This window comes from Aeromonas sp. 5HA1 (assembly GCF_029237245.1).
In the GTDB taxonomy this organism is placed as follows: Bacteria; Pseudomonadota; Gammaproteobacteria; order Enterobacterales; family Aeromonadaceae; genus Aeromonas; species Aeromonas salmonicida.
Genome location: NZ_JAACFW010000001.1, coordinates 482,372 through 502,785 on the forward strand (window position 1 = coordinate 482,372; position 20,414 = coordinate 502,785).

Here is a 20,414-nt window from a genome sequence, read left to right on the forward strand (position 1 = left end):
AAGGGCTGCCCGCAGGCAGCCCTTGTTCTTTGGTGGAGCCTCAACGCTCCATGATTTGGGTGACATCATCCTGCTTGATCATCACCTCCCGCCCTTCGGCATCGTAATAGCGGTACATGCCGGTGCTCTCATCCAGCTTGGGCTTGCTGTCGGTGGTGATCATCTTCCCATCCTTGGTACTCATGATGTATTGAGAGCTGCACGCCACGAGTCCCAGTGCACACACCAGGATCATCATCAGTTGTTTCATCGCCTGTCTCGTCTCCCTCTTCACCCTCACCACGAGGGTGGTGACTGAAGCCTAGCGCAACCTCACCGCCCCCACAGAGTGGATTGACAGAACGGGATCTACATCAAAAATCAGTGACTTGGCATCGACGTTGAACGTGATGCCAGCGGCACATATGAAAAAGGCCGGACATCTGTCCGGCCTCTTGTTACTGCCTGTTCATGACTTGGCGGGCTGACGCTCACCGGTCACTGTGGGGTTAGCAGGGTCTGCACTCCACTCGTACCAGCCACCGTCATAGACGCTGATCCGCTTCCAGTCCATCAACCAAGCGTAGAAGAAGGCTTCGGAGGCGCGCCAGCCGGTACCGCAGTAGAAAGCGGCCTGCTGGGTCGGCTCGATATTCCACTCATCCCACATGGTGAGGATCTCGCGGGCCGGTTTCATGGTGCCGTCCGGGTTGTGGAAGTCGCTCATGCTGTTGGCATCCACGCCACCACGACCCCACTTGGCCCCCGGAATGTCGCCTTTCGGCTTGATGTAACTGTAACCTGAGGTATTGCCGACAAACTCGTCCCAGGTGCGCACGCTGACCAGGGCACTGTCGGGCTGCTTGAGCAACGCCTTGGCCTGATCGAGTGTGGTGTAGTACTCGGGGTGGGCCGGAATGGCCACGCCAAACTCTTTCACCGGCTCGAACTTGTTGGGCAGGCCGGTTTCTGTGCGCAGGTGCTGCACGAACCAGGCATCGAGGCCGCCATCCAGCAGGCGCACATCGGCCACGCCGGCATACATCATCAGGTGCGCCGCGCGGGCTGCCGCCATTGTGTTGCGACCATAGAGGATGACGGTAGTGTCGTGACGGATGCCATTTTCCAGCAGCAGCGCCTTGAGCGCCTCGTCAGAGACCTTGTTCCACAACGGCTCCTCTTCCAGGCGGTTGGTATCGATATAGCCAGCCCCGGGTATGTGACTGATGAGATAGGCCTTGGGTGAACCCCAATCCACTTCGAACAGCTTCCACTCCCCTTTGGGGGCGGCAACCACGGGTTTGCCTTCCTGCAGGTCCGCCAGCCAGCGCGGATAGACCAGCTGCTGCCAGCGCGCCAGATACTCGCGCGGCGCGGCTTTCCACGCTTGCAGCTCGAACAGCTGCTTGATGCCCTGCTTGCGCAGCAGACGGGCCACCTCGGCCACTTCCCGCGGCTCGCCATAGAGCGCCACCGGACGATCGGCTTTCAATCCCTTGATCTCCAGCGCCTTGGGCCATTCGTCATCGCTGTATTTCCAGTCGGCCGAGAGATTTTCGGCGCCAGCAACGTGGCCACCCTGCTTCTCCCCTTCCATGGGCCAGCCCTGATAGAAGTGGCTGGCACGGGTATCCAGAATAACGGCCTGTTTGGCCTTGGCATCCGCCAGCGAGAGGGGTGGCAGTTCGGCTGCAAAGGCGGGCAGCGCGCACCAGAGCAACAGGGCCGTCAGACCGGTCCGCAACAGACCAATATATGCTTTCATGATGTTTTCTCGATTCATGGTAAACAAGGTTAAAAAATGGAACGGCCCAGACGCTCGGCCAGCAGCTCCAGTGCCGCCGTGCCCGCCAGCGAGTTGCCAGCCTTGTTGAGCTCGGGCGACCAGACACACACACAGAGCTCACCTGGGATCAGCGCCATGATACCCCCTCCGACACCGGATTTGCCCGGCATACCGACCCGATAGGCAAAATCACCGGCCTCGTCGTAGAGACCACAGGTGGCGAGCAGGGCATTGACCTGCTTGGTGGTGCGGGCCGGCAGCAGCGGCTCACCGGCCCCCAGCGGCACGCCGCGGTTGGCCAGATAGATGAATGCCCGCGCCAGATCGACACAGCTCATGCGGATGGCGCAGGCATTGAAGTAGCTTTGCAGCACCTTGTCCACTTCGTTTTCGAAGTTGCCATAAGCCTTCATCAGATAGGCGATGGCGGCGTTGCGGGCGGAGTGCTGATATTCGGAGCGGGCCACCACCTGATCCGCCATGATGGCAGGGTTGCCACTGAGGCGACGCACCAGCTCCAGAGTACGTTGGCGCGGGGCCGTGAGCCGGGTCTCAAGCAGATCGCTCACCACTAGGGCACCGGCGTTGATAAAGGGATTGCGTGGTATGCCCTGCTCGAACTCCAGCTGCACCAGCGAGTTGAAAGGCTGGCCGGAGGGCTCCTTGCCCACCCGGGCCCAAATCTCCTCCTCCTGATAGAGGGTGAGCGCCAGCGTCAGGCTCAGGGCCTTGGAGATACTCTGGATGGAGAAGGGCTCGAAGGCGTCACCGGCGGTGAACAGCTCCCCCTCCACGGTACAGACCGCCATGCCGAGCCGATCGGCCGGCACCCGGGCCAGGGCCGGAATATAGTCGGCCACCTTGCCCTGCCCGAGCAGCGGGCGCACCTCGGCCAGAATGCTGGCCAGTAATTCGGATGACAACACCATAAGCGATTCCATAACTAGGGGCTGTGGAGATCCCATCCCCACTGACAAAAATCCCGCCAATGGCGGGATTTGTCTATGTACCCGACACAGGGTACCCGTAACAGGTCGCCCACAACAGGCAAGCGGTTATCAGGCCGGTTCACCGTACCAGAGGTCAAACAGTTCGGTGACCACCACGGCTTCCATCCCCTTGCCTTCCAGCCAGGATTTGAGAACGGCGCGGTCTTCTTCGGTACATTTGCCCAGTTGCTGAGTGCAGATCATCCCTTCCCAGGCCAGGTGGCCTGAACCGGCGAACGCCAGTCTACGGGGTTCAACAACCTCATCGATCATCGCATCGACTACCGCATCGATGGTCTCTTCGGCAGTGCCGACCGGGAAATTGAAACTGATGTCGAATCCCATTTCCTGGAATTCGTCGACTCGCAGTTTCTTACGCAGACGGCGGCTACGATTGGCCATGATAGCTCCTTAGGTTAGTTGACTCGTTAAATTAGTTAACGCGTTTGAAAATCAGATCCCAAACCCCGTGGCCCAGACGATGGCCCCGTTGTTCGAATTTGGTCAGCGGACGCCAGTCGGGACGAGGCACCCAGTTGCCGGTGGTGGAGGTGTTCTCGTAACCCTCGGCGACGCTCATCACTTCCAGCATGTGTTCGGCATAGTTTTCCCAGTCAGTGGCCATGTGGAACACGCCACCTATGGCCAGCTTCTGGCGGATATCCTGGGCAAATGCCGGCTGCACGATGCGGCGTTTGTGGTGACGACTTTTGTGCCAGGGATCCGGGAAGAAGAGTTGCAGGCAGGCCAGCGAACCGTTCGGGATCATGTGCTCCAGCACCTCGACCGCATCGTGGCAGATGACCTTGAGATTGGTGACGCCCGCTTCTTGGGCGGTGCCGAGGCAGGCACCCACGCCCGGTGAGTGTACCTCTATGCCGATGAAATTTTTCTCGGGGGCATTCCTGGCCATCTCCACCAGGGAGGCGCCCATGCCAAAGCCGATTTCCAGCACCACAGGAGCCTCGCGGCCAAACAGGGCGACCAGATCGAGCGGTGCTGGCGCGAAATCGATACCCATGACCGGCCAGAGTTCTTCCAGGGCCTTCTCCTGCCCTTTGGTCAGGCGGCCTTCGCGACGGACAAAGCTGCGGATCTTGCGCATGAACTTGCCGTCTTCGTTAAATACATCTTGGGTCACAGACATAATCAAATTGCTCGTTATTGCATCGGTCTGGGTCACAGACGACATGAATGGATTACTCGTTATTTCATTGCCCGGGGTCACGGATCACATGGATGAATGGCGCGTTATTTCATCAATCCGCGAAACAGGGTAGCGAATTATCCCAAGATAGGCCCAAGGCGCAAGTGTTTCGCGAAACAAATCCCCCGTCACTGACCAATTCCGCCACCACGATTGACAAATGCCACCCCCTTCACAGAATCTGCGTGGGGTCGGGCGCATGCTTGCCTGCGAAAATAAAACCATACACAACAAAGGATTGCAGTATGAAACACAAAGCATTGGCGTTTGCCATCGCAGCCCTGCTGGCCGGGTGCAACACCTCCAGCAATGATTCACAGGCGCCCAGCGCCGCCGAGCAAGCCTATGAGTATCTGGTGCAACTGAGCTCGAGCGCCGAGGGGATAGGGGCCAGACCCACGGGTACGGAGGCCGAGACCCGCGCCGCAGCCTGGATCCAGGATCATCTGACAGGCTGGGGTTACGGTGTGCAGAAGCAGCCGTTCACCTACACCAAGAGCGGGGTCGACAAGGCCTCCCAGAATCTTGTCGCCGAGCTGAAGGGCCAGAGCGACAAGGTGATCCTGATCGGCGCCCACTACGACAGCACGGGTGACAAGCATGGCTCTGAAGGCGCCACCGACAACGGCGCCGGTGTCGCGGCGCTGCTGGCGGTCGCCGAGGCACTCAAGGGGCAGACCCTGCCCTACACGGTACGCTTCGCCTTCTTCGGCGCGGAGGAGAACGGCCTCAACGGCTCCAAGGCCTATGTCGCCAGCCTCGACAGCGCCGCCATCGCCCAATTGGTGGCTATGGTGAACTACGACACCATAGCTGGCGGCGACATTGTCTATGTTCACTCTGCTCACTCGGATGTGGCCGAATACAACTGTGCCGAGCCAAGCCGCTACAGCTTCGATCCCAAGATCCGTGACCGTCTGCTGGCCATCTCCAAACAGACTGATACCCCGTTCGCCATCCACCCCAGCTACGCCGGCTATCCGGAAGGGGAGACCGGCAGTTGGTCGGATCACGCCCCCTTCGCCTGCCTGGGGGTGCCCATCGCCTACGTGGAGGCCACCAACTTCACCATCAACGGGGCAGATGGCTATGACGGCTACTCCCAGACCACCAACCCGGCGCTGTGGGACTGCTACGACGATGCTACCAAGAGCGCCTGCGACCGGGACAGCGAGACCCAGTGGGGCAAGATCTGGCATACCCAGTACGACCGTCTCGACAAGATGGCCGAGCTGTTCCCGGACCGGGTGGAGCAGCAGCTCAGCGCCAACACGGATCTGATGATCCGCTTCCTCAAGGAGCCGGGTCTGTAACGCCAACAAGCCGTCAATGACGCGCGCTGGCCAGGGACCAATTCAGGGCTTTTTACGCTCAACGGCTGCCCCCGGCCGATAAAATTCGGGCAGGTGCCAAACCTGCCCTTTTTTATCGATTTTTGTTGCAGCCATTGCCTCATTTTTTAAATCTGATACAAACGGATAACTTGGCGGTCGAATGGAGCGACCGCTCACCATGCCAGAGAGAACCCTATGCAACCGTTTTTTGCCCAGCGCTTCGAGAAGGTAGAGCCTTCATTTATCCGCGAGATCCTCAAGGTCGCGGCCAATCCCGAGATCATCTCCTTTGCCGGTGGCCTGCCCAATCCGCACCTGTTTCCGGTCAAGGCCATCGATCAGGCCTGCCAGGACGTGCTGCGCGAGCAAGGCGCCGCCGCCCTGCAATATGCCGCCACCGAGGGCTTCGCCCCGCTGCGCCAGTACATTGCAGACCGCTATCTGGCGCGCCATGGCATGAGCGTCAACCCGGACAATATCCTCATCACCAGCGGCTCCCAGCAGGCGCTGGATCTGCTGGGCAAAGTGCTGATCGACGAGGGGCAGGATCTCATCATTGAAGAGCCGGGCTACCTTGGCGCCATTCAGGCGTTCTCCGTCTATCAACCGGCATTCCAGCCCATTACGCTGGGGGAAGAGGGTCTGGATCTGGTGGCGCTGGATGCGCTGCTGGCCAGCGGCTCCAACGCAAAACTGCTCTACGGCGTGCCCAACTTCCAGAACCCGAGCGGTATCTCCTACAGCCGCGCCAACCGTGAAGCACTGGCCGAGCGACTGGTCAGCCACGAACTGCTGATGGTGGAAGACGACCCCTATGGCGAGCTGCGCTTCGAAGGGGAGCACCTGCCACCCATCGCCAAGCTGGCTCCGAACAATACTGTGCTGCTCGGCTCCTTCTCCAAGACGGTGGTGCCCGCCTTCCGTCTGGGCTGGATGCTGGTGCCGGACTGGCTGCGCCAGAAGGTCACCATCGCCAAGCAGGCCACCGACCTGCACAGCAACGCCTTCAGCCAGCAGGTGCTGCACCGCTTCCTGATCGACAACTCGCTGGATGCCCATCTGGAGAAGATCAAGGAGGTCTATGGCCGCCAGCGCGCCGCCATGGAGGCTGCACTGGCTCGTCACTGCCCGCCCGGCGTGAGCTACACCAGACCGGAAGGGGGCATGTTCCTCTGGCTGACCCTGCCTGCCAGTGTCAGCGCCATGGCACTGTTCGAGGAAGCCATCAAGGAGAAGGTCGCCTTCGTACCCGGCGCCCCCTTCTATGTGCGCCCCGAGATCAAGAACACCTTGCGGCTGAGCTTCTCCTGCGTGGATGAAGCTACCATAGAGGAAGGGGTCAAACGCTTGACCCGCGCCCTGGCCCGCATGCTCTGACAGCGCTGCCGCCTGAATAAAGAAAAACCAGCGATCTGTCCAGGTCGCTGGTTTTTTTATTCCTCACGCAGGAGAAACCGGGCCTGTCAGGCTGCCAGTTGCTTGGCGAACTCCTTCATCGGCATGGGCCTGCCATAGAAATAGCCCTGCAGGAAGGTCACCTGACGCGCCCTCAGATAGGCGGCCTGAACCTCGTTTTCCACCCCTTCGGCAACCAGCATCAGGCCGAGCCGGGTCGCCAGATCGATGACGTTCTCGACGATATGACTGGAGAGCGCATCCGAGCCGATCATGCCGACGAAGCTCTGGTCAATCTTGAGAAAATCCACCTGGAACTGCTGCAAGTAGGTCAGGCTGGAGTGGCCGGTACCAAAATCGTCGATGGCGATGAAGACCCCGAGCTGGTGCAGCTCGGCGAACAAGCGGTCGGTCACCTCATCCGCCACTATCAGCTCCCGCTCGGTCAGCTCCAGCACCAGCTTGATGGGGTTGGCCTTGAACCCATCGATGAAGTCGCGACAATCCTCCACCAGGCTCAGATCCTTGCAGTGGCTGGCGCAGATGTTGAAGCCAAAGTGAAATCCCCTCGGCAGGGTATGGGCCTTGCCGGCAAACTGATCCCGCACCTGCGCCATCAGCAGACGGGTCATGGGGACTATGAGGCCGCTGTCTTCCGCCAGCGGAATGAAGCGATCCGGCGATATCATGCCCTGACGGGGATGCTGCCAGCGCATCAGCACCTCGCAGCCACACCAGTGTCCATCGTCCCCCGTCACCACGGGTTGCAGATAGGGTATGAATTCCCGCTGGGCCAGCGCCCGCCGCAATTCTTGTGAAGGAGAGGTAGAGCGGCCCGTCAGCCAGAACACGCCAACCCCCACCAATATGCCCAGCAAGGGATAGATGATGAGGCTGGCCCTGGAGTAACTCCAGACATGGCTGCCGTACTCATTGTGGGACAGATCGGTGACCACCCTGAATGGATACTTCGAGGACACCTGTTCCAGATAGCCGCCAGTGCGGGGTGGCACCTCCTCGCTGACCTGGCCGTTGGCCTGCATGGTCCGGCTGCCGATGACCAGCGCCAGCGGCGAGTTGCGACTCAGCATGTCGAGAATGTTGTGCAGATAGTAGCCGTCTACCCCGACCAGCACGCTGTTATCGCCCACCGCCTGCCGATAGACAACAAGGGGGCGATCCGGCGTCACAGGGTTGCCTCTCAGCAAGTCGAGCTGACCCTCTGCGTAATCGGCCAGAGAGAAGAGACCGCTGTAGGAACCGTAGAGGGAGGTGCAGTAAATATGCTCCCCCCTGGCCAGGTTGACGGTACGTATGTCCGGCACGGTCGCCACCTGATCCCGCAGCCCCTGCACCACTTCGTCGCAAGGCCGATCCATGCTGCTTCGCACCATGGACGCCGCCTGCTGGGCATTGTCCAGGGTGCGATCAAACATGTGTCGTGCATGCAAGAGACGCTCCTCGGCATCCTGCTTCACCCCCGAAAACGTCTGCCATGAGATGATCAACACCCCCAGCAACACAGACAGAAAGCCTGCCAGCAGGGACACTCCCAGCCTTGTATAGAACTGGCGCAACCTCAAACGACGAAAAGGCATAATCATCCTCACGGCAACGACAAAAAAGCGGGCAAGTCTACTGGTCTCTGCTCACCTAGCAAGCCCTTCTGATACGATTGGCTGCAATCAGGTTTGGCCTGATTGACACCATACGCCAACAAAACAGGGCTCGCAGCCACATCTTGCAAGGCATCCGGGCCGGAGCGCACCCAATCCCCCCCAATCTGGCCCTGGCTCATATCGAACCAGCTGATGCCTCGGCAACCAGAGCGGGTGTGACGATTATAATCTTTGCAAAAACAGTTGCTTGTTCATGTTGTGCTGGCCCACTAGAGTAGAGCCAACAGAGTCAGGGAGTATGGATATGAAAATATTGATCACGGGAGGAACCGGCTTTATCGGCCGCCGCCTGGTGGCACATCTCAAGGTGCAGCATGAGGTAGTGGTGTTGACCCGTCAGGGCAGCCGCGCCTACGACCTGCTCGGCCATGACATCAAGCTGCTCGACAGTCTGGATCGGCTCGACGACCTCAACGACGTGGATGCGGTTATCAATCTGGCGGGGGAGCCCATCGCCGCCGGGCGCTGGAGCGAGCAACGCAAACAGCTGCTGTGTGACAGCCGCTGGCTGCTGACCGAACAACTGGTCGACCTCATCAAGCTCTCCAGCACGCCGCCCAAGGTATTGATCAATGCCTCCGCCATCGGCTGGTATGGGCGGCAGGGGGAGACGCCGCTGGATGAAGAGTGCAAGACTCCCCACGACGAATTTAACCATCAACTCTGTCAGCAATGGGAAACCCTGGCGCAAGAGGCTCGCAGCGCCCACACCCGGGTCTGCATAGTGCGTATCGGCCTGGTGCTCGGCGCCGATGGTGGCGCCCTGCCCAAGATGCTGCCCCCCTATCAGCTCGGCCTCGGCGGCCCCATGGGATCCGGCCAGCAGGTCATGAGCTGGATCCACATTCAGGATCTGGTACGCGCCATGCTGTTCCTGCTGGAGCACGACGAGTATGACGGCATCTTCAATGGTACGGCCCCCCACCCCGTCAGCAATCGCGAGTTCAGCCAAACCCTTGCAACTACTCTGCACCGACCGCATCTTTTCTTCGTCCCCGCACTGGCGCTGCGACTGCTGATGGGAGAGGCGGCCGACCTGCTGCTCACCGGCCAGAAAGTGCTGCCGGCCCGCCTGCTAGAAGCCGGTTTTCACTTCACCTTTCCCGAACTGCCCCAGGCCCTCACCAACCTGCTGCACCGGCCACGCTGAACCTGTTCCGGCAAGACGATTGCCGAAAATAACAAGCCCGGCCATGTGGCCGGGCTTGTTATTTTTGCGCAAAAAGCAAGAGACTAGAGCAGCCCCTGACCGAGCCCGCGCAGACGATCGCTCAGGGTGCCCGCCAGCAATTGACGCTGCATTCCCTGCCCCGCCAACGTCACCAGCAGGGCGCCCAGCAAGGGCAAGCCGCCCCAGATGGCCCAGTGGAACTGCCACTGCCCCTCAAACCACCACCATTGCAGGCCAAAGGAGCAGAGCTCGACCACCATGGCGGCGCACAGCCCCGCCAACAGGCCACTGGCAACCAGTTCCCAGCGCAGCATCTTCTTGAGCAGGTCGCTGCTGGCCCCCAGGGTGCGCATCAGCAACAGCTCGCGACGGCGGTGGGCCATGCTGGCCTGGGTCTGGGTCAGCAACACCAGCAGGGCAGCCACCGTCACCAGACCCAGCATCAGACCGAGCGCCCGGCTCACCTGATCAGACACAGCCGTCAGCCGCACTATCAGATCGTCTACATCGATGAGACTCACGGTGGGATGACGACGGATGATCTCCACCTCTGCCGCTCTGCCCTGCTCCGGCAGCCGATAGCTGCCAAGCCAGGTCTGGGAGAAAGAGGCCAGCATGTCAGGGGAGAAGATCATGTAGAAATTGGGCCGCATGTTGTCCCACTTGATGGCCCGCAAACTGGTGACCTGCGCCTTGAAGCTGCGCCCCTCTATGGTGAAGCCCAGAGTATCGCCGAGCGCTATGTCGAGTCGCTTGGCCAGGTCCTGGTCCACCGACACCTGGCCGGGCCCATCCAGCCAGCGTCCATCGGTCAGACGATTGTCTGGCGGCAGGCTGGCCGTGGTGGTGAAGTTGAGTTCACGGTTCACCCCTTCCCGCCCATCCTCGTCGTTGTCTCGCACCGCCTCGCTGGCGATGCTGACCAGCCGGCCCCGTACTATGGGATAGAAATCCGAGGTCAGGGCACCCGCCTGGCGCAACTCGGTGAGGATCCCCTCCCGCTCGTGATCGGCCACGTTGACCAGGAAGCGGTTGGGTGCATCCACCGGCAAGCGGGCGGAAAACTCGTCGAGCAGGTCGACCCGTGCCGCCCACAGCAGACCAAACAGCATGAGCGCCAGCGCAAAGCCAGCCAGCTGGAACAGGCCGCTGCCACGCTCGCGGGAAAGGTGATTGATGGCAAGGCGCAGCGCATGAGGCCCCTTGACCCGACGACCAAGCCGCAGCAACAGGGAAGCGATCAGCGCCAGCAGCCCCATCAGCAGGCCCATGCCACCGATCAGCCCCAACGCCAGGGTCTCATCCGCGGTAAAGCCCCACACCAGACCAAACAGCCCCAGCAAACCGACCGGCAACGCCAGCCAAGGCGGGATCCCAGCCTCCAGCTCACGACGCAGCACCCGCAGCGGCGGTACCTTCAGCAGGCGCAGGAAGGGCACGAAGGCCAGCAGCAGTGTGATGAAGAAGGCGACCGCCAGACCGAGGGCAAAGGGTCGCCAGGACGGCGGTGGCAGATCGGCCGGCAGCAGATTGCCCAGCAGATGCAGGGTCAGCCACTGCATGGCACTGCCCGCCACCAGACCGAGCAGGGCACCGACCAGGGTCAGTGACAGCAGCAGCGAGCCCATCAGTTGCCAGAGCGTACGACGGGACGCCCCCAGCGTCTTGAGCAGTGCCACCATATTGGTCTGCCGCTCGGCGAAGTGGCGCACCGCTATGCCCATGGCCAGCGCCCCCAGCAGCACCCCTGCCAGGGAGGCGAGCCGGAAAAAGCGCTCGGCATTGGCCAGTGAGCGACCCACCTGGGAACCCTGATCGTCCGGCTTGATCAGTTTTTGTCCCGCTTTCAGTTTGGGTTTGAGCCAGCGCTCATAGCTGGCTACGTCCTCGCGCGCGCCTTTGAACAGGTAACGCCACTGCTGGCGGCTGCCCGGCAGCAGGGCGCCGGTCGCCTCGATATCATCACTGTGGATCAGCGCCCTTGGCGCCAGCAGGAAGGGGCTGAAGCCCTGATCCGGCTCCTGACCCAGCACTCCTGCCACCTTGAGGTGGGTATTGCCCACCTCAAGCTCATCCCCAATTTTTGCCTCCAGCAATTGCATCACCCGGGCCGAGAGCCAGATCTCGCCCGGGGCCGGTGCTCGCTGGGGAGTCAGCTCCAGCTTGCCATAGAAGGGAAACTCGCTCGGCACGGCGCGAATGGAGGCCAGCTGCAGCGCATCGCCATGAAACAGCATGCTGTTGAAGCTTACCGTCGTCTGCACGGAGAGGCCCGCTTTTTCTGCCTGCTTGAGCCAGTCAGCTGGCGCAGGTGTGGCCGAGCGCAGCGCCCGGTCGGCACCGATAAAGTCGCGCCCCGATGCCTTGAGTCCGGCATCCAGTCTGTCCGCCACCAGGGCCACGCTCAGCACGCAGGCCACACTCAGCGCCAGCGCCAGCACGAACCAGCGCAACTCGCCGTTGAAGCCTTCTCGCCGCAACAGGCGCAATCCCAATCGCCACTGCATCATGCGTCACCACTCCCGTTCAATCGGCCAACCTTGCAGTCATATCCAGGCATTCTCTTATGCACGCTGCACCTCATGTTGTTCGACCTCCAGTCGTCCTGCCGCCATCACCAGTTGCCGCTGGCAACGCTGGGCCAAGTCGTGATCATGGGTGACCACCACTAGGGTGGTGCCATATTCACGATTGAGCTGGAACAAGAGTTCGATCACTGTCTCGCCGGTCTTGCTGTCGAGATTGCCGGTCGGTTCATCCGCCAGCAGCAGGCTGGGACGGGTCATGAAGGCGCGCGCTATGGCAACCCGCTGCTGCTCACCGCCGGAGAGGCGCGGTGGCAGATGGTGGAGACGCTCGCTGAGCCCCACCGCCGCCAGCAGCTCGCGGGCTCTGGGCTCGCAGCGGGTCTCTCCACGCAATTCGGCTGGCAACATGACATTCTCAAGCGCACTCAGGGTAGGCAACAGCAGGAAGGACTGGAAGATGAAGCCGACCTGCTCGGCACGCAGGCGGGCACGGCCCTCCTCGTCCAGTTGCACCAGCGACTGCCCGAGGATCTCGATATCCCCCTCGCTCGGCAGATCCAGGCCGGCCAGCAGCCCCAGCAGGGTAGACTTGCCCGAGCCTGAGGCGCCGACCAGCGCCAGTGTCTCGCCGGTATTGACTTGCAGGTCGATCCCTTCAAGGATGGTGAGGCTTTCCTGGCCCAGGCTAACGGTTTTGCCCAGGCCCTTGACGACAATAATGGGAGTTGAATTCATGACGCGTTTCCTGTTCGCCTTATGTTGCCTGGTTTCATCGGTACAGGCACAGACCCTGATGGTATTGGGTGACAGCCTGAGTGCAGGTTATCAGATGCCGGCGGACCAGAGCTGGCCTGCCCTGCTCAACCAGAAATGGCAGCAGCAAGGGGGCGAGCATCAGCTTATCAATGCCAGCATCAGTGGTGAAACAACGCAAGGTGCCCTGGCCCGCCTGCCCGCTCTGCTCAAGGAGCATAAACCGGACTGGGTACTGATTGAACTGGGTGGCAACGACGGTTTGCGAGGGTTCGCCCCCGCCATCACCCGTGACAATCTGGCCAGGATGGTGGCCTTGACCAAGGAGCTGCAGGTCAAGACAGTACTGACCCAAATCCAGCTGCCCCGCAATTACGGGGCCCGCTACCTGCGCCAGTTCGAGCAGATCTTTCCGGAGCTGGCCGCCGCCAATGCGCTGCCACTGATGCCCTTCTTCATGGATGATATTGCGTTGCGCCCTGAACTCATGATGAACGATGGCATCCACCCCACGGCGGCGGCGCAGCCGCTGATCCGCGACCGTGTGGCCAGCTTTATCGAGCCCCTCTTGACCCAATAATGCCCCCAGTATCCCCCTATACGCACTATCAGGCCCTGTCGGCCCAAAACAAAGATCCCGCCGAAGCGGGATCTTTGTTTCCATGACCATCAGCGTTCCAGTATCTGGCGCAGCCGCTCCTGTGCCACTCCGACCAGCAGGTCCGGCTGGAATTTGGAGATGAAGCGGTCACACCCCACCTTCTTGACCATGGCCTCGTTGAAATTGCCGCTCAGGGAGGTATTGAGCGTGATGAAGAGATCCGACATGCGGGCATCGCTGCGGATCTCGTGGGTCAGGCGATAGCCATCCATCTCCGGCATCTCGGCATCCGTGATCATCAGCAAGATTTCGTCAGTCACCTTCTTGCCCGCATCGCACCAGCCCTTGAGCAGATTGAGCGCCTCCAGGCCATCCTGGCATTCGATTACCTCCAGGCCCAGCTGGGCCAGGGTTTCACGCACCAGATTGCGGGCCGTGCTGGAGTCATCGACGATGAGCACCTTGCGACCATTCATCTGCGGCAATATGGCCAGGTCCAGCACCTCTTCCGAGATGCGGATGTCGTAGGTGATGATCTCGGCCAGCACCTTCTCCACATCGATGATCTCGACAATCTGGTCGACGCCATCTTCGGGAACCCGGGTAATGGCCGTCAGATAGTTCGCCCGCCCGGCGGAGCGCGGGGGGGGCAAAATATCCTTCCAGGTCATGTTGACGATGTGGGCTACCTGCCCCACCAGAAAGCCCTGAATGGTGCGGTTGTATTCGGTGATGATGAGGTTCGACTCGCTGTCGATGGGCATGGCGCGCATGCCAATGGCGCTGCGCAGATTGATCACGGGGATAGAGGTGCCACGGATGTTGGCCACCCCGCTGATGTTGTGGTGCGCCCCCGGCATTTTGTTGAGATGGGGCAGCTTGACCACTTCCCTCACCTTGAAGACGTTGATAGCAAACAGTTGTCGGGATCCCAAACGGAACATCAACAACTCCAGACGGTTCTCCCCTACCAGCTGGGTACGTTGATCCACTGAATCCAATATGCTCGCCATATAAAGCCCTTACGTCCGTTGCCCGAGTCTCGCCATAGTATAGAAGGGTCAGAATCCCAACACGACCCGTATTCTTATCCTATGTCGGCCAGATGATGACGGAACTTGATGAAAAAAATCGAGAATCGGCCCAAAGCCGGTCTCTCCTCACACTTGTCAGCAGCCAAATGGCTGACCCGCAGCCCTTTCGGCCTCGGGTGTGGGCCAGACTTTTACGATGCACAGCCAAATCCCCTGCCATTACCGCCAGTGGATGCACTTTCCGTTGGCCAGACATAAAAAAAGCGGCAGATTGCTCTGCCGCTTTTTACTGACTTCAAACCGGATTACTTGTCGATATCCAGCATGTTGTTGCTCAGCATGTAGTCGATCACCTGGGAAGAGGTGGACGCCGCGCTGCCGGTGAGGCTGTCGAACGTGTGGTTCATCAGCACTATCTCCTGAGTCACGGACGCCGAACTGTTCTCCTTGACCTGCAAGTGAACCCCTTCGCTGTCCTGGAACACAGAGAGCAAGCCCTTCAGATCGTTCTGGTTGTGAGAACTATCGTGATCCAGCAGATCGCTCAGATCCAGCTTGTCACCTTCAGCCCTGGAGAAGTCGACCACATAATCCTTGGCGATGGTGCCGCCAGTGGTGTCACCCTGCAGCCAGGTAAAGGTGTCAGCCCCGGCATCCCCCTTGAGGATATCGTTGCCCAGGCCACCGACCAGAATGTCATTGCCCAGACCGCCGCTCAGGGTGTCGTTGCCGGCACCGCCATACAGGGTGTCGTTGCCGCTACCGCCGTACAAGGTATCATTGCCGCTCTCGCCATACAGCATATCGTTGCCACTACCGCCGAACAGTATGTCGTTGCCGGCACCACCGAACAGGAAGTCGTCACCACCCTGACCGAACAGTATGTCGTTGCCTTCCCCGCCGATCAGCACATCGCCCTTGTCGTTGGCGGAGGATTGATCGAACTCGCTGGCATGACTGCTGATGTAGTCATGGACCTGGGCATCCGTCACCGAACCTGCACCCAACTTACCGGCTACATACTGCTTGACGGCCGCGTAGCCTTCCCCGTTGATACCGGCGAAGTGAACCGCATCGCCGAACAGGATATCGTCGCCGGCACCGCCATCGATCCGGTCACTGCCCGGCTTGTTGTTGATGGAGGTCCCCAGAATGGCGCCGGCCAGATCGTTGGCATTGACGCCCGTCATGATGACACCGTCAGAATCATAGGACTTGAGATCGTTGTAGGAGATGTTGGCTCCCAGGCCGATCGCCTCCACCGTCACGCCCATGCCAGTCAGCAAGGCAAAACCTGCCACAGCATTACTGATGGTCGTAGACGTGGAGTCCTGTCCGTTACCTGCCAAGGTGGAATAGGTGTAACCACCCAGACCATCAGGACGCATGTAGCCAATCTTGGAGGAATCCCCCTTTGTATCAACTTTATAAACCACACCCTGAGCATCGATAATGGTATATCCGCTGCTCTTGTAAACCTGACCAGGAACATAGCCGTTCTGCAACAGCTGATTGAGATAGACATCACGAGAATCGTTCGGATAGTCATCAATCAGTGGGTTGCTACCTTCACTGCCCAGATAGTAAGTCGGCTTACCATCAGTGATGAAGTAGGTCAGGTTCTTGGCATTGGTGTTGCTCTGAGCGGTCGAACCGTTGAACCAGTTGGCCGTGGTCTTGAACACGTCTTCGTAGTTGGTACCGCCGCCGTTGTTCGAGCTGCCATCCATGCTGTCGAGAATCGCCTGCAACTGGCTAAGGGCATTGCTGTCTTTCAGGTTCACGCTGACCGACTTGTTGGCCAGGGTGTCGAAGTCCACCAGGAAGACATTCACCTTGCCGGCCCCATCGGTGCCAGCGCTGGTCTTGAGACTATTAAAGACCTGTGCCAGCTGGCTCTTGATGGTATTCATGGCCGTGGTACCAATACTGCCAGAGCTGTCGACCATAAAGGCGAGGTTATAGTTCTGGCCAGGCAATACCACGCTGCCGTCGAGATCGCCCACCACTATATTGTGTTCGCTGCCGTAGGTGCGGTTTTGATCACCCGGCTCCCCTTCGGTGGAGAGGAAGTAGCTCATGCGGATCGAATCCTGATCCGATGCGCTACTGGTCTGGTCGGTCACCACCTCCTTGGCGATGGCCTCTACCTTGAGGTCGAACTGACCGGCATTGCTGCCCGGCACCCGCAGGGTCAGATCGGTCAGCTTGACGTCCAGCGCGCCCTGGTTCCAGAGGCCACTGAGGGTCAGCTTGCCATCGGCACCTGCGGTTCCCAGCACTGTACCGCCCTGATACAGGGTCGCACCACTCGGCATGCCGCTCAGCTCCAGGCTGTCTAGCTGTTCACTGCCATCCCTGTCGGTAAGGGATGCACTGATCTCGAGGGGGTAGTCCACCACACTGGGCGGTACCGCCGTCAAGGTTCCGTCAGTCTGATTGAACTGGTAGATGCCGTCATCAAACTGAACCAGTTCAATGTCGTACAGCGACTTGCTGATGGTGGTGCCATTCTCCTTCACCAGGAAGTTGAAGCCGCCATCACTTCTGCGCTCGATGACATAGTTGGCACGCGACCCCATCAGCACGGCAAGGTCTGTACCTGCGCCACCATACAGGGTGTCACCACCCAGTCCGGCAACCAGAATGTCGTTACCTACGCCGCCGTCGAGGGTATCGCCCGAGACAGAATTGCCACCGACCAGCACGTCATTGCCCAGACCGCCGACGAAATAGTCGCCGCCGCCCTTCATGCTGACGATGTAGTCGTTGCCATTGCCGCCCACCACAGAGTCCTGACTGGTAGTGCTGTCGGTCAGGCTGTTGGTGATCCCGAAGCTGCCCTTGTTGAAGTTGCCGCTCTGGAACGCGCCGGTCGAGATGCCGGACGACGGGTACTGGGTATAAAGCGGTATGCCATTGCCGGTCAGGCTGATATCCACCACCGGCTTGTCAGCCACGGCAGCGATGTCGATCACCAGCTTGCCTGAGTTGCTCAGGTTGGCACCGTCGCTGATCTGGTAGCCGAAGCTGGCGTAGTCCCCTTGCTGGTTGCCCATGGACGTGCCGTTGCCATTGGCGGCACTGGTGCTGGACTCGTTGAGCCCTGGCACAAAGCGCAGATGGCCAGTATTGATGTCATCGTAAGAGACGAGGTCACCAACCTTGACGGCAATCCACTGACCCGCGGCATTGAGATACTCCAGCTTGCCATTTTGTGGCAGCGTGCCGATCACGACGCTCAGATCAGACGCAGCCTGATCATCGCTGGCACCAAACTGGGACCACTTCAGTACCAGTGGCGTATCTTCCGTCCCGACACCGTGCCCACCCGTGGTCACAGGCGCGCGGTCGTTGTCGATGATGGTGCCCGTGCCGTTCTGACCGCCCACTGTCACCGTCAGCGTCTCGGTCGTTTCAACCAGTCGATCGTTCACGGTCGGCAGCGTCACGGTAAAGCCGGATACCCCGGCAGGCACAGTGATCTTGCCTGTGGCGCTGTTGTAGGTCACCCCGTTGCTAAATTGTGCAATTCCCCAATCATAGCTGGATGCCGGATTGGCACCGCTGCCCTGAATGGCGAAGTCATACTGGGTCGCCTCATGGGTCTGGTCAGACAGGGTCACCGTATGAGAGAGATTGCCGCCTTCCTCCGCGCTGCCGCTCGAGACAGATTGTACGACTGGCGTCACCAGTGGCTTGGTTGCAAAGGATCCCAGGCTGGAATCACCATCCGCATCTACTACCTTGATCTGGAAGTCGATATCACCGTCGCCAAGCGGTCTGGACATGTTCTGGTACTGGAAGAACTCCCACTTGCCGGTGGCCGGGGTAAATTCCAGACGGAACACCAGGGAGCCATCACTGGCTTTACCTATCAAGGTATTGGCCGATTCCATGGAGGTGGTGATCAGCTTGCCGGTTGCCGTGGTCAGCCCGGTTTCGTTGGAGCCGAGCAGCTGCATATGGCCCTTGCCATCAGCCCCCCACTGCGGTGTCACCGTGCCTGAACCGTAAGCGATAGCCTGGGCGGTAGAGGAGCCGATGAACTCTATGCTCTTCACCGTCAGGTCGCTGTTGTCCGAGGTATTGGTGTTGCCGTTATTGGTAGCCTTGATCACCATGGTGTCGAAGCCGCCTTGCTGTACCTGGAAGTTCTCGGCGTAGTCGCCACTGGTCGCATTGGAGCTGAAAGTCTGGGTACCGATCAGCACACCAGCACGGTAGAACTCGACCACGCCACTTTCCAGCTCACCACCGAACATCTGGCTGAACTTGATGTTGGCACCATAGGCAACCGTGCCCGGATCCAGCTTCACAATTAACTGCTCGGAGGCAGAGGTTCCGTTCGCGAAGTGACGGAAGTCTATCTCGTTGGCAATGTTGTGGTACGGTCCGGCCACGCTGGACACCCCCAGCCCTGCATTGGAACCATTGACACTGGCATCAATCAGAGTTGAGTTGGATGCAGAGGTGAACCCCTTGGCTGTGATGGTAAAGCCAGCCAAATCCACCAGGGCCTTGTTGCCACTGAACTTGGTCAGATCAAATACCCCGGTCAACACATCTGGAATATTTGTCTTGGTAACGGAGACGGCAGCAGCATCACCCGCCACTGGCGCGTCATCCTCAACGGTGACATCCAGTTTGCCAGTGGTTGTGCCCTTGCCATCGGAGACCTTGACGTCCAGTTGGAACGACAGGGAATCCTCCTGATCCTTGACGGGATGGTCGAGCGGCGCCTTGAGGGTCAAATCATAGGCCCAATCACCCTTGCCGCTGGCATTCGGTGCAGTGAGCTTGACCTCGACCACAGCCTTGTAGCCGTCGCTTCCCAGAGTGCCGGTATAACCAACCAGCGTCTTGCTGCCGGCATCCCAGCTCCACTTGACTTCGGAGCCACCGGAGGTCAGCCCTGCAGGTCCATCCAGTGACACAGTCAGCGTGCTGCTGTCCACATCACCCACTGAAATGGTACCGGACATGCTCTTGGCATCCGTGGTATCCGGGTTGCCGTTGGTGTCGATGATCCCGTTGGGCAAGCCCTCTTCGGACACAATCGCACCATTGGAAATCCCCAGAGTCGGCAGATCGTTGACCGCCTCTACCCTGATGGTCACGGTGGCGGGAGTTGCGTCGGCCAGCCCTTCATTGTCAACGGCCACATAACTGAAGCTGGTGTCACCATTCCAGTCGGCACTCGGTACAAAGGTCAGTTTGCCGGCATCCACAGCCTGAACACTCTGATTTTCCGTCACTGGCACGCCATCAAGCAGCAAGACACCATTGGCCGGCAAGTTCTTGATGGTAAAGCTCACGACAGTACCATCGATGTCACTGCCAGAGAGCGCAGGTATGGCGATGCTGACAGCATCCTCCAGACCACTGGCTTGCATGTCCGCCGTCTCAGGGGCTTCATTCAAAATGGTTGCCATGTCGCTGCCCGGCAGGGATTCATTGCCGGCCTTGTCGGTCTGGGTCGCTGTCACCGACAACGCCTTGCCATTGGCCGGGGTCGTCTCCGTCCAGCCAATGGTGCCATTGTTGTAAACAAAGCCGTTTGCCGGCTGCCCGCTTGCCAACATCAGCACACCATTGACCAGCTTCAGCTCGACCGTACTCTCGGTGCCACCATTGTTGATGGTCAAGGTGACCTTGCCACCCGCAACCAGGTCACCATTGCTGACCTCGGCCCGCACCTGGATCTGATCATTGCCGATCTCTCCTTTGGTCAGCAGCTGGTCGTTGTTGGAGTCATCCACTATGACGACGGTCGGTGCGCCGGTGGCCGTGGTGTCGACCCCGTAGCCTTCGCTGTCGGTCGCGGTGGCGCTGTTGCCCGCCGCGTCCGTCACGCTGATCTCGGCTTTCACGCTGCTGCCACCCACCAGTTTGTCGGCGGTGGTACTGGTGCTAAAGCCCAGCTGGCCAGTGCCCAGCGTCACGACCTGGGTGGTC

Annotated in this window: 14 protein-coding genes; 4 read left to right on the forward strand and 10 right to left on the reverse strand. The window is 59.9% G+C overall.

Features of this window, described 5'->3' with window-relative positions:
* Positions 1 to 40: 40 nt before the first annotated feature.
* The 5 genes from GWQ27_RS02185 to trmB all read right to left on the reverse strand — a co-directional run bounded on the left by GWQ27_RS02185 (position 41) and on the right by trmB (position 3,901).
* Positions 41 to 250: a YgdI/YgdR family lipoprotein gene (locus tag GWQ27_RS02185; RefSeq protein WP_021139660.1), complete on the reverse strand. Its 210-nt coding sequence runs from the start codon at positions 248 to 250 to the stop codon at positions 41 to 43.
* Between the two features lie 198 nt (positions 251 to 448).
* Complete coding sequence (locus GWQ27_RS02190; RefSeq protein WP_005317984.1) at positions 449 to 1,744, reverse strand: sulfurtransferase; 1,296 nt, start codon at positions 1,742 to 1,744, stop codon at positions 449 to 451.
* 29 nt (positions 1,745 to 1,773) lie between these two features.
* Complete coding sequence (glsB, locus tag GWQ27_RS02195; RefSeq protein ID WP_219597747.1) at positions 1,774 to 2,694, reverse strand: glutaminase B; 921 nt, start codon at positions 2,692 to 2,694, stop codon at positions 1,774 to 1,776.
* 129 nt (positions 2,695 to 2,823) lie between these two features.
* Entirely contained in the window at positions 2,824 to 3,156 is a 333-nt protein-coding gene (locus GWQ27_RS02200; RefSeq protein WP_005317987.1) for a YggL family protein, read from the reverse strand.
* Between the two features lie 31 nt (positions 3,157 to 3,187).
* Positions 3,188 to 3,901: a tRNA (guanosine(46)-N7)-methyltransferase TrmB gene (trmB, locus tag GWQ27_RS02205; protein WP_265452898.1), complete on the reverse strand. Its 714-nt coding sequence runs from the start codon at positions 3,899 to 3,901 to the stop codon at positions 3,188 to 3,190.
* A gap of 305 nt (positions 3,902 to 4,206) precedes the next feature.
* On the opposite strand from trmB, the gene GWQ27_RS02210 reads away from it, so the two are divergent.
* Both GWQ27_RS02210 and GWQ27_RS02215 read left to right on the forward strand, forming a co-directional pair.
* Positions 4,207 to 5,274, forward strand: coding sequence for a M20/M25/M40 family metallo-hydrolase (locus GWQ27_RS02210; RefSeq protein WP_275906563.1), 1,068 nt, complete (start codon positions 4,207 to 4,209; stop codon positions 5,272 to 5,274).
* Between the two features lie 216 nt (positions 5,275 to 5,490).
* Positions 5,491 to 6,672, forward strand: coding sequence for a PLP-dependent aminotransferase family protein (locus tag GWQ27_RS02215; RefSeq protein ID WP_275906564.1), 1,182 nt, complete (start codon positions 5,491 to 5,493; stop codon positions 6,670 to 6,672).
* Between the two features lie 86 nt (positions 6,673 to 6,758).
* On the opposite strand, the gene GWQ27_RS02220 is transcribed toward GWQ27_RS02215, so the two are convergent.
* Positions 6,759 to 8,288: an EAL domain-containing protein gene (locus GWQ27_RS02220; RefSeq protein ID WP_275906565.1), complete on the reverse strand. Its 1,530-nt coding sequence runs from the start codon at positions 8,286 to 8,288 to the stop codon at positions 6,759 to 6,761.
* Between the two features lie 325 nt (positions 8,289 to 8,613).
* On the opposite strand from GWQ27_RS02220, the gene GWQ27_RS02225 reads away from it, so the two are divergent.
* The gene (locus GWQ27_RS02225; RefSeq protein ID WP_275906566.1) at positions 8,614 to 9,519 is read left to right on the forward strand and encodes a TIGR01777 family oxidoreductase; all 906 of its coding nucleotides are present in this window, start codon (positions 8,614 to 8,616) and stop codon (positions 9,517 to 9,519) included.
* Positions 9,520 to 9,602: 83 nt separating this feature from the next.
* On the opposite strand, the gene GWQ27_RS02230 is transcribed toward GWQ27_RS02225, so the two are convergent.
* On the reverse strand, positions 9,603 to 12,050 hold the full coding sequence (locus GWQ27_RS02230; RefSeq protein ID WP_275906567.1) for an FtsX-like permease family protein: 2,448 nt from the start codon (positions 12,048 to 12,050) through the stop codon (positions 9,603 to 9,605).
* A gap of 54 nt (positions 12,051 to 12,104) precedes the next feature.
* Positions 12,105 to 12,803 (reverse strand): ABC transporter ATP-binding protein, encoded by a 699-nt coding sequence (locus GWQ27_RS02235; RefSeq protein WP_005318003.1) that lies wholly within the window; start codon positions 12,801 to 12,803, stop codon positions 12,105 to 12,107.
* On the opposite strand from GWQ27_RS02235, the gene GWQ27_RS02240 reads away from it, so the two are divergent.
* On the forward strand, positions 12,802 to 13,401 hold the full coding sequence (locus GWQ27_RS02240) for an arylesterase (protein ID WP_021139651.1): 600 nt from the start codon (positions 12,802 to 12,804) through the stop codon (positions 13,399 to 13,401). The two genes, GWQ27_RS02235 and GWQ27_RS02240, sit on opposite strands and share 2 nt — an antisense overlap.
* Before the next feature lie 89 nt (positions 13,402 to 13,490).
* Here the strand turns inward: GWQ27_RS02240 and GWQ27_RS02245 are convergent, their stop codons facing one another.
* Positions 13,491 to 14,435: a chemotaxis protein CheV gene (locus GWQ27_RS02245; protein ID WP_021139650.1), complete on the reverse strand. Its 945-nt coding sequence runs from the start codon at positions 14,433 to 14,435 to the stop codon at positions 13,491 to 13,493.
* A gap of 326 nt (positions 14,436 to 14,761) precedes the next feature.
* Entirely contained in the window at positions 14,762 to 20,401 is a 5,640-nt protein-coding gene (locus tag GWQ27_RS02250; protein ID WP_275906568.1) for a type I secretion C-terminal target domain-containing protein, read from the reverse strand.
* Positions 20,402 to 20,414: the final 13 nt, after the last annotated feature.

Bases quoted from the DNA above. Each gene is read 5' to 3' on its own strand.
- GWQ27_RS02185 (WP_021139660.1), bottom strand. From the start codon at position 250: ATGAAACAACTGATGATGATCCTGGTGTGTGCACTGGGACTCGTGGCG.
- GWQ27_RS02190 (WP_005317984.1), bottom strand. From the start codon at position 1,744: ATGAAAGCATATATTGGTCTGTTGCGGACCGGTCTGACGGCCCTGTTG.
- glsB (WP_219597747.1), bottom strand. From the start codon at position 2,694: ATGGTGTTGTCATCCGAATTACTGGCCAGCATTCTGGCCGAGGTGCGC.
- GWQ27_RS02200 (WP_005317987.1), bottom strand. From the start codon at position 3,156: ATGGCCAATCGTAGCCGCCGTCTGCGTAAGAAACTGCGAGTCGACGAA.
- trmB (WP_265452898.1), bottom strand. From the start codon at position 3,901: ATGTCTGTGACCCAAGATGTATTTAACGAAGACGGCAAGTTCATGCGC.
- GWQ27_RS02210 (WP_275906563.1), top strand. From the start codon at position 4,207: ATGAAACACAAAGCATTGGCGTTTGCCATCGCAGCCCTGCTGGCCGGG.
- GWQ27_RS02215 (WP_275906564.1), top strand. From the start codon at position 5,491: ATGCAACCGTTTTTTGCCCAGCGCTTCGAGAAGGTAGAGCCTTCATTT.
- GWQ27_RS02220 (WP_275906565.1), bottom strand. From the start codon at position 8,288: ATGCCTTTTCGTCGTTTGAGGTTGCGCCAGTTCTATACAAGGCTGGGA.
- GWQ27_RS02225 (WP_275906566.1), top strand. From the start codon at position 8,614: ATGAAAATATTGATCACGGGAGGAACCGGCTTTATCGGCCGCCGCCTG.
- GWQ27_RS02230 (WP_275906567.1), bottom strand. From the start codon at position 12,050: ATGATGCAGTGGCGATTGGGATTGCGCCTGTTGCGGCGAGAAGGCTTC.
- GWQ27_RS02240 (WP_021139651.1), top strand. From the start codon at position 12,802: ATGACGCGTTTCCTGTTCGCCTTATGTTGCCTGGTTTCATCGGTACAG.
- GWQ27_RS02235 (WP_005318003.1), bottom strand. From the start codon at position 12,803: ATGAATTCAACTCCCATTATTGTCGTCAAGGGCCTGGGCAAAACCGTT.
- GWQ27_RS02245 (WP_021139650.1), bottom strand. From the start codon at position 14,435: ATGGCGAGCATATTGGATTCAGTGGATCAACGTACCCAGCTGGTAGGG.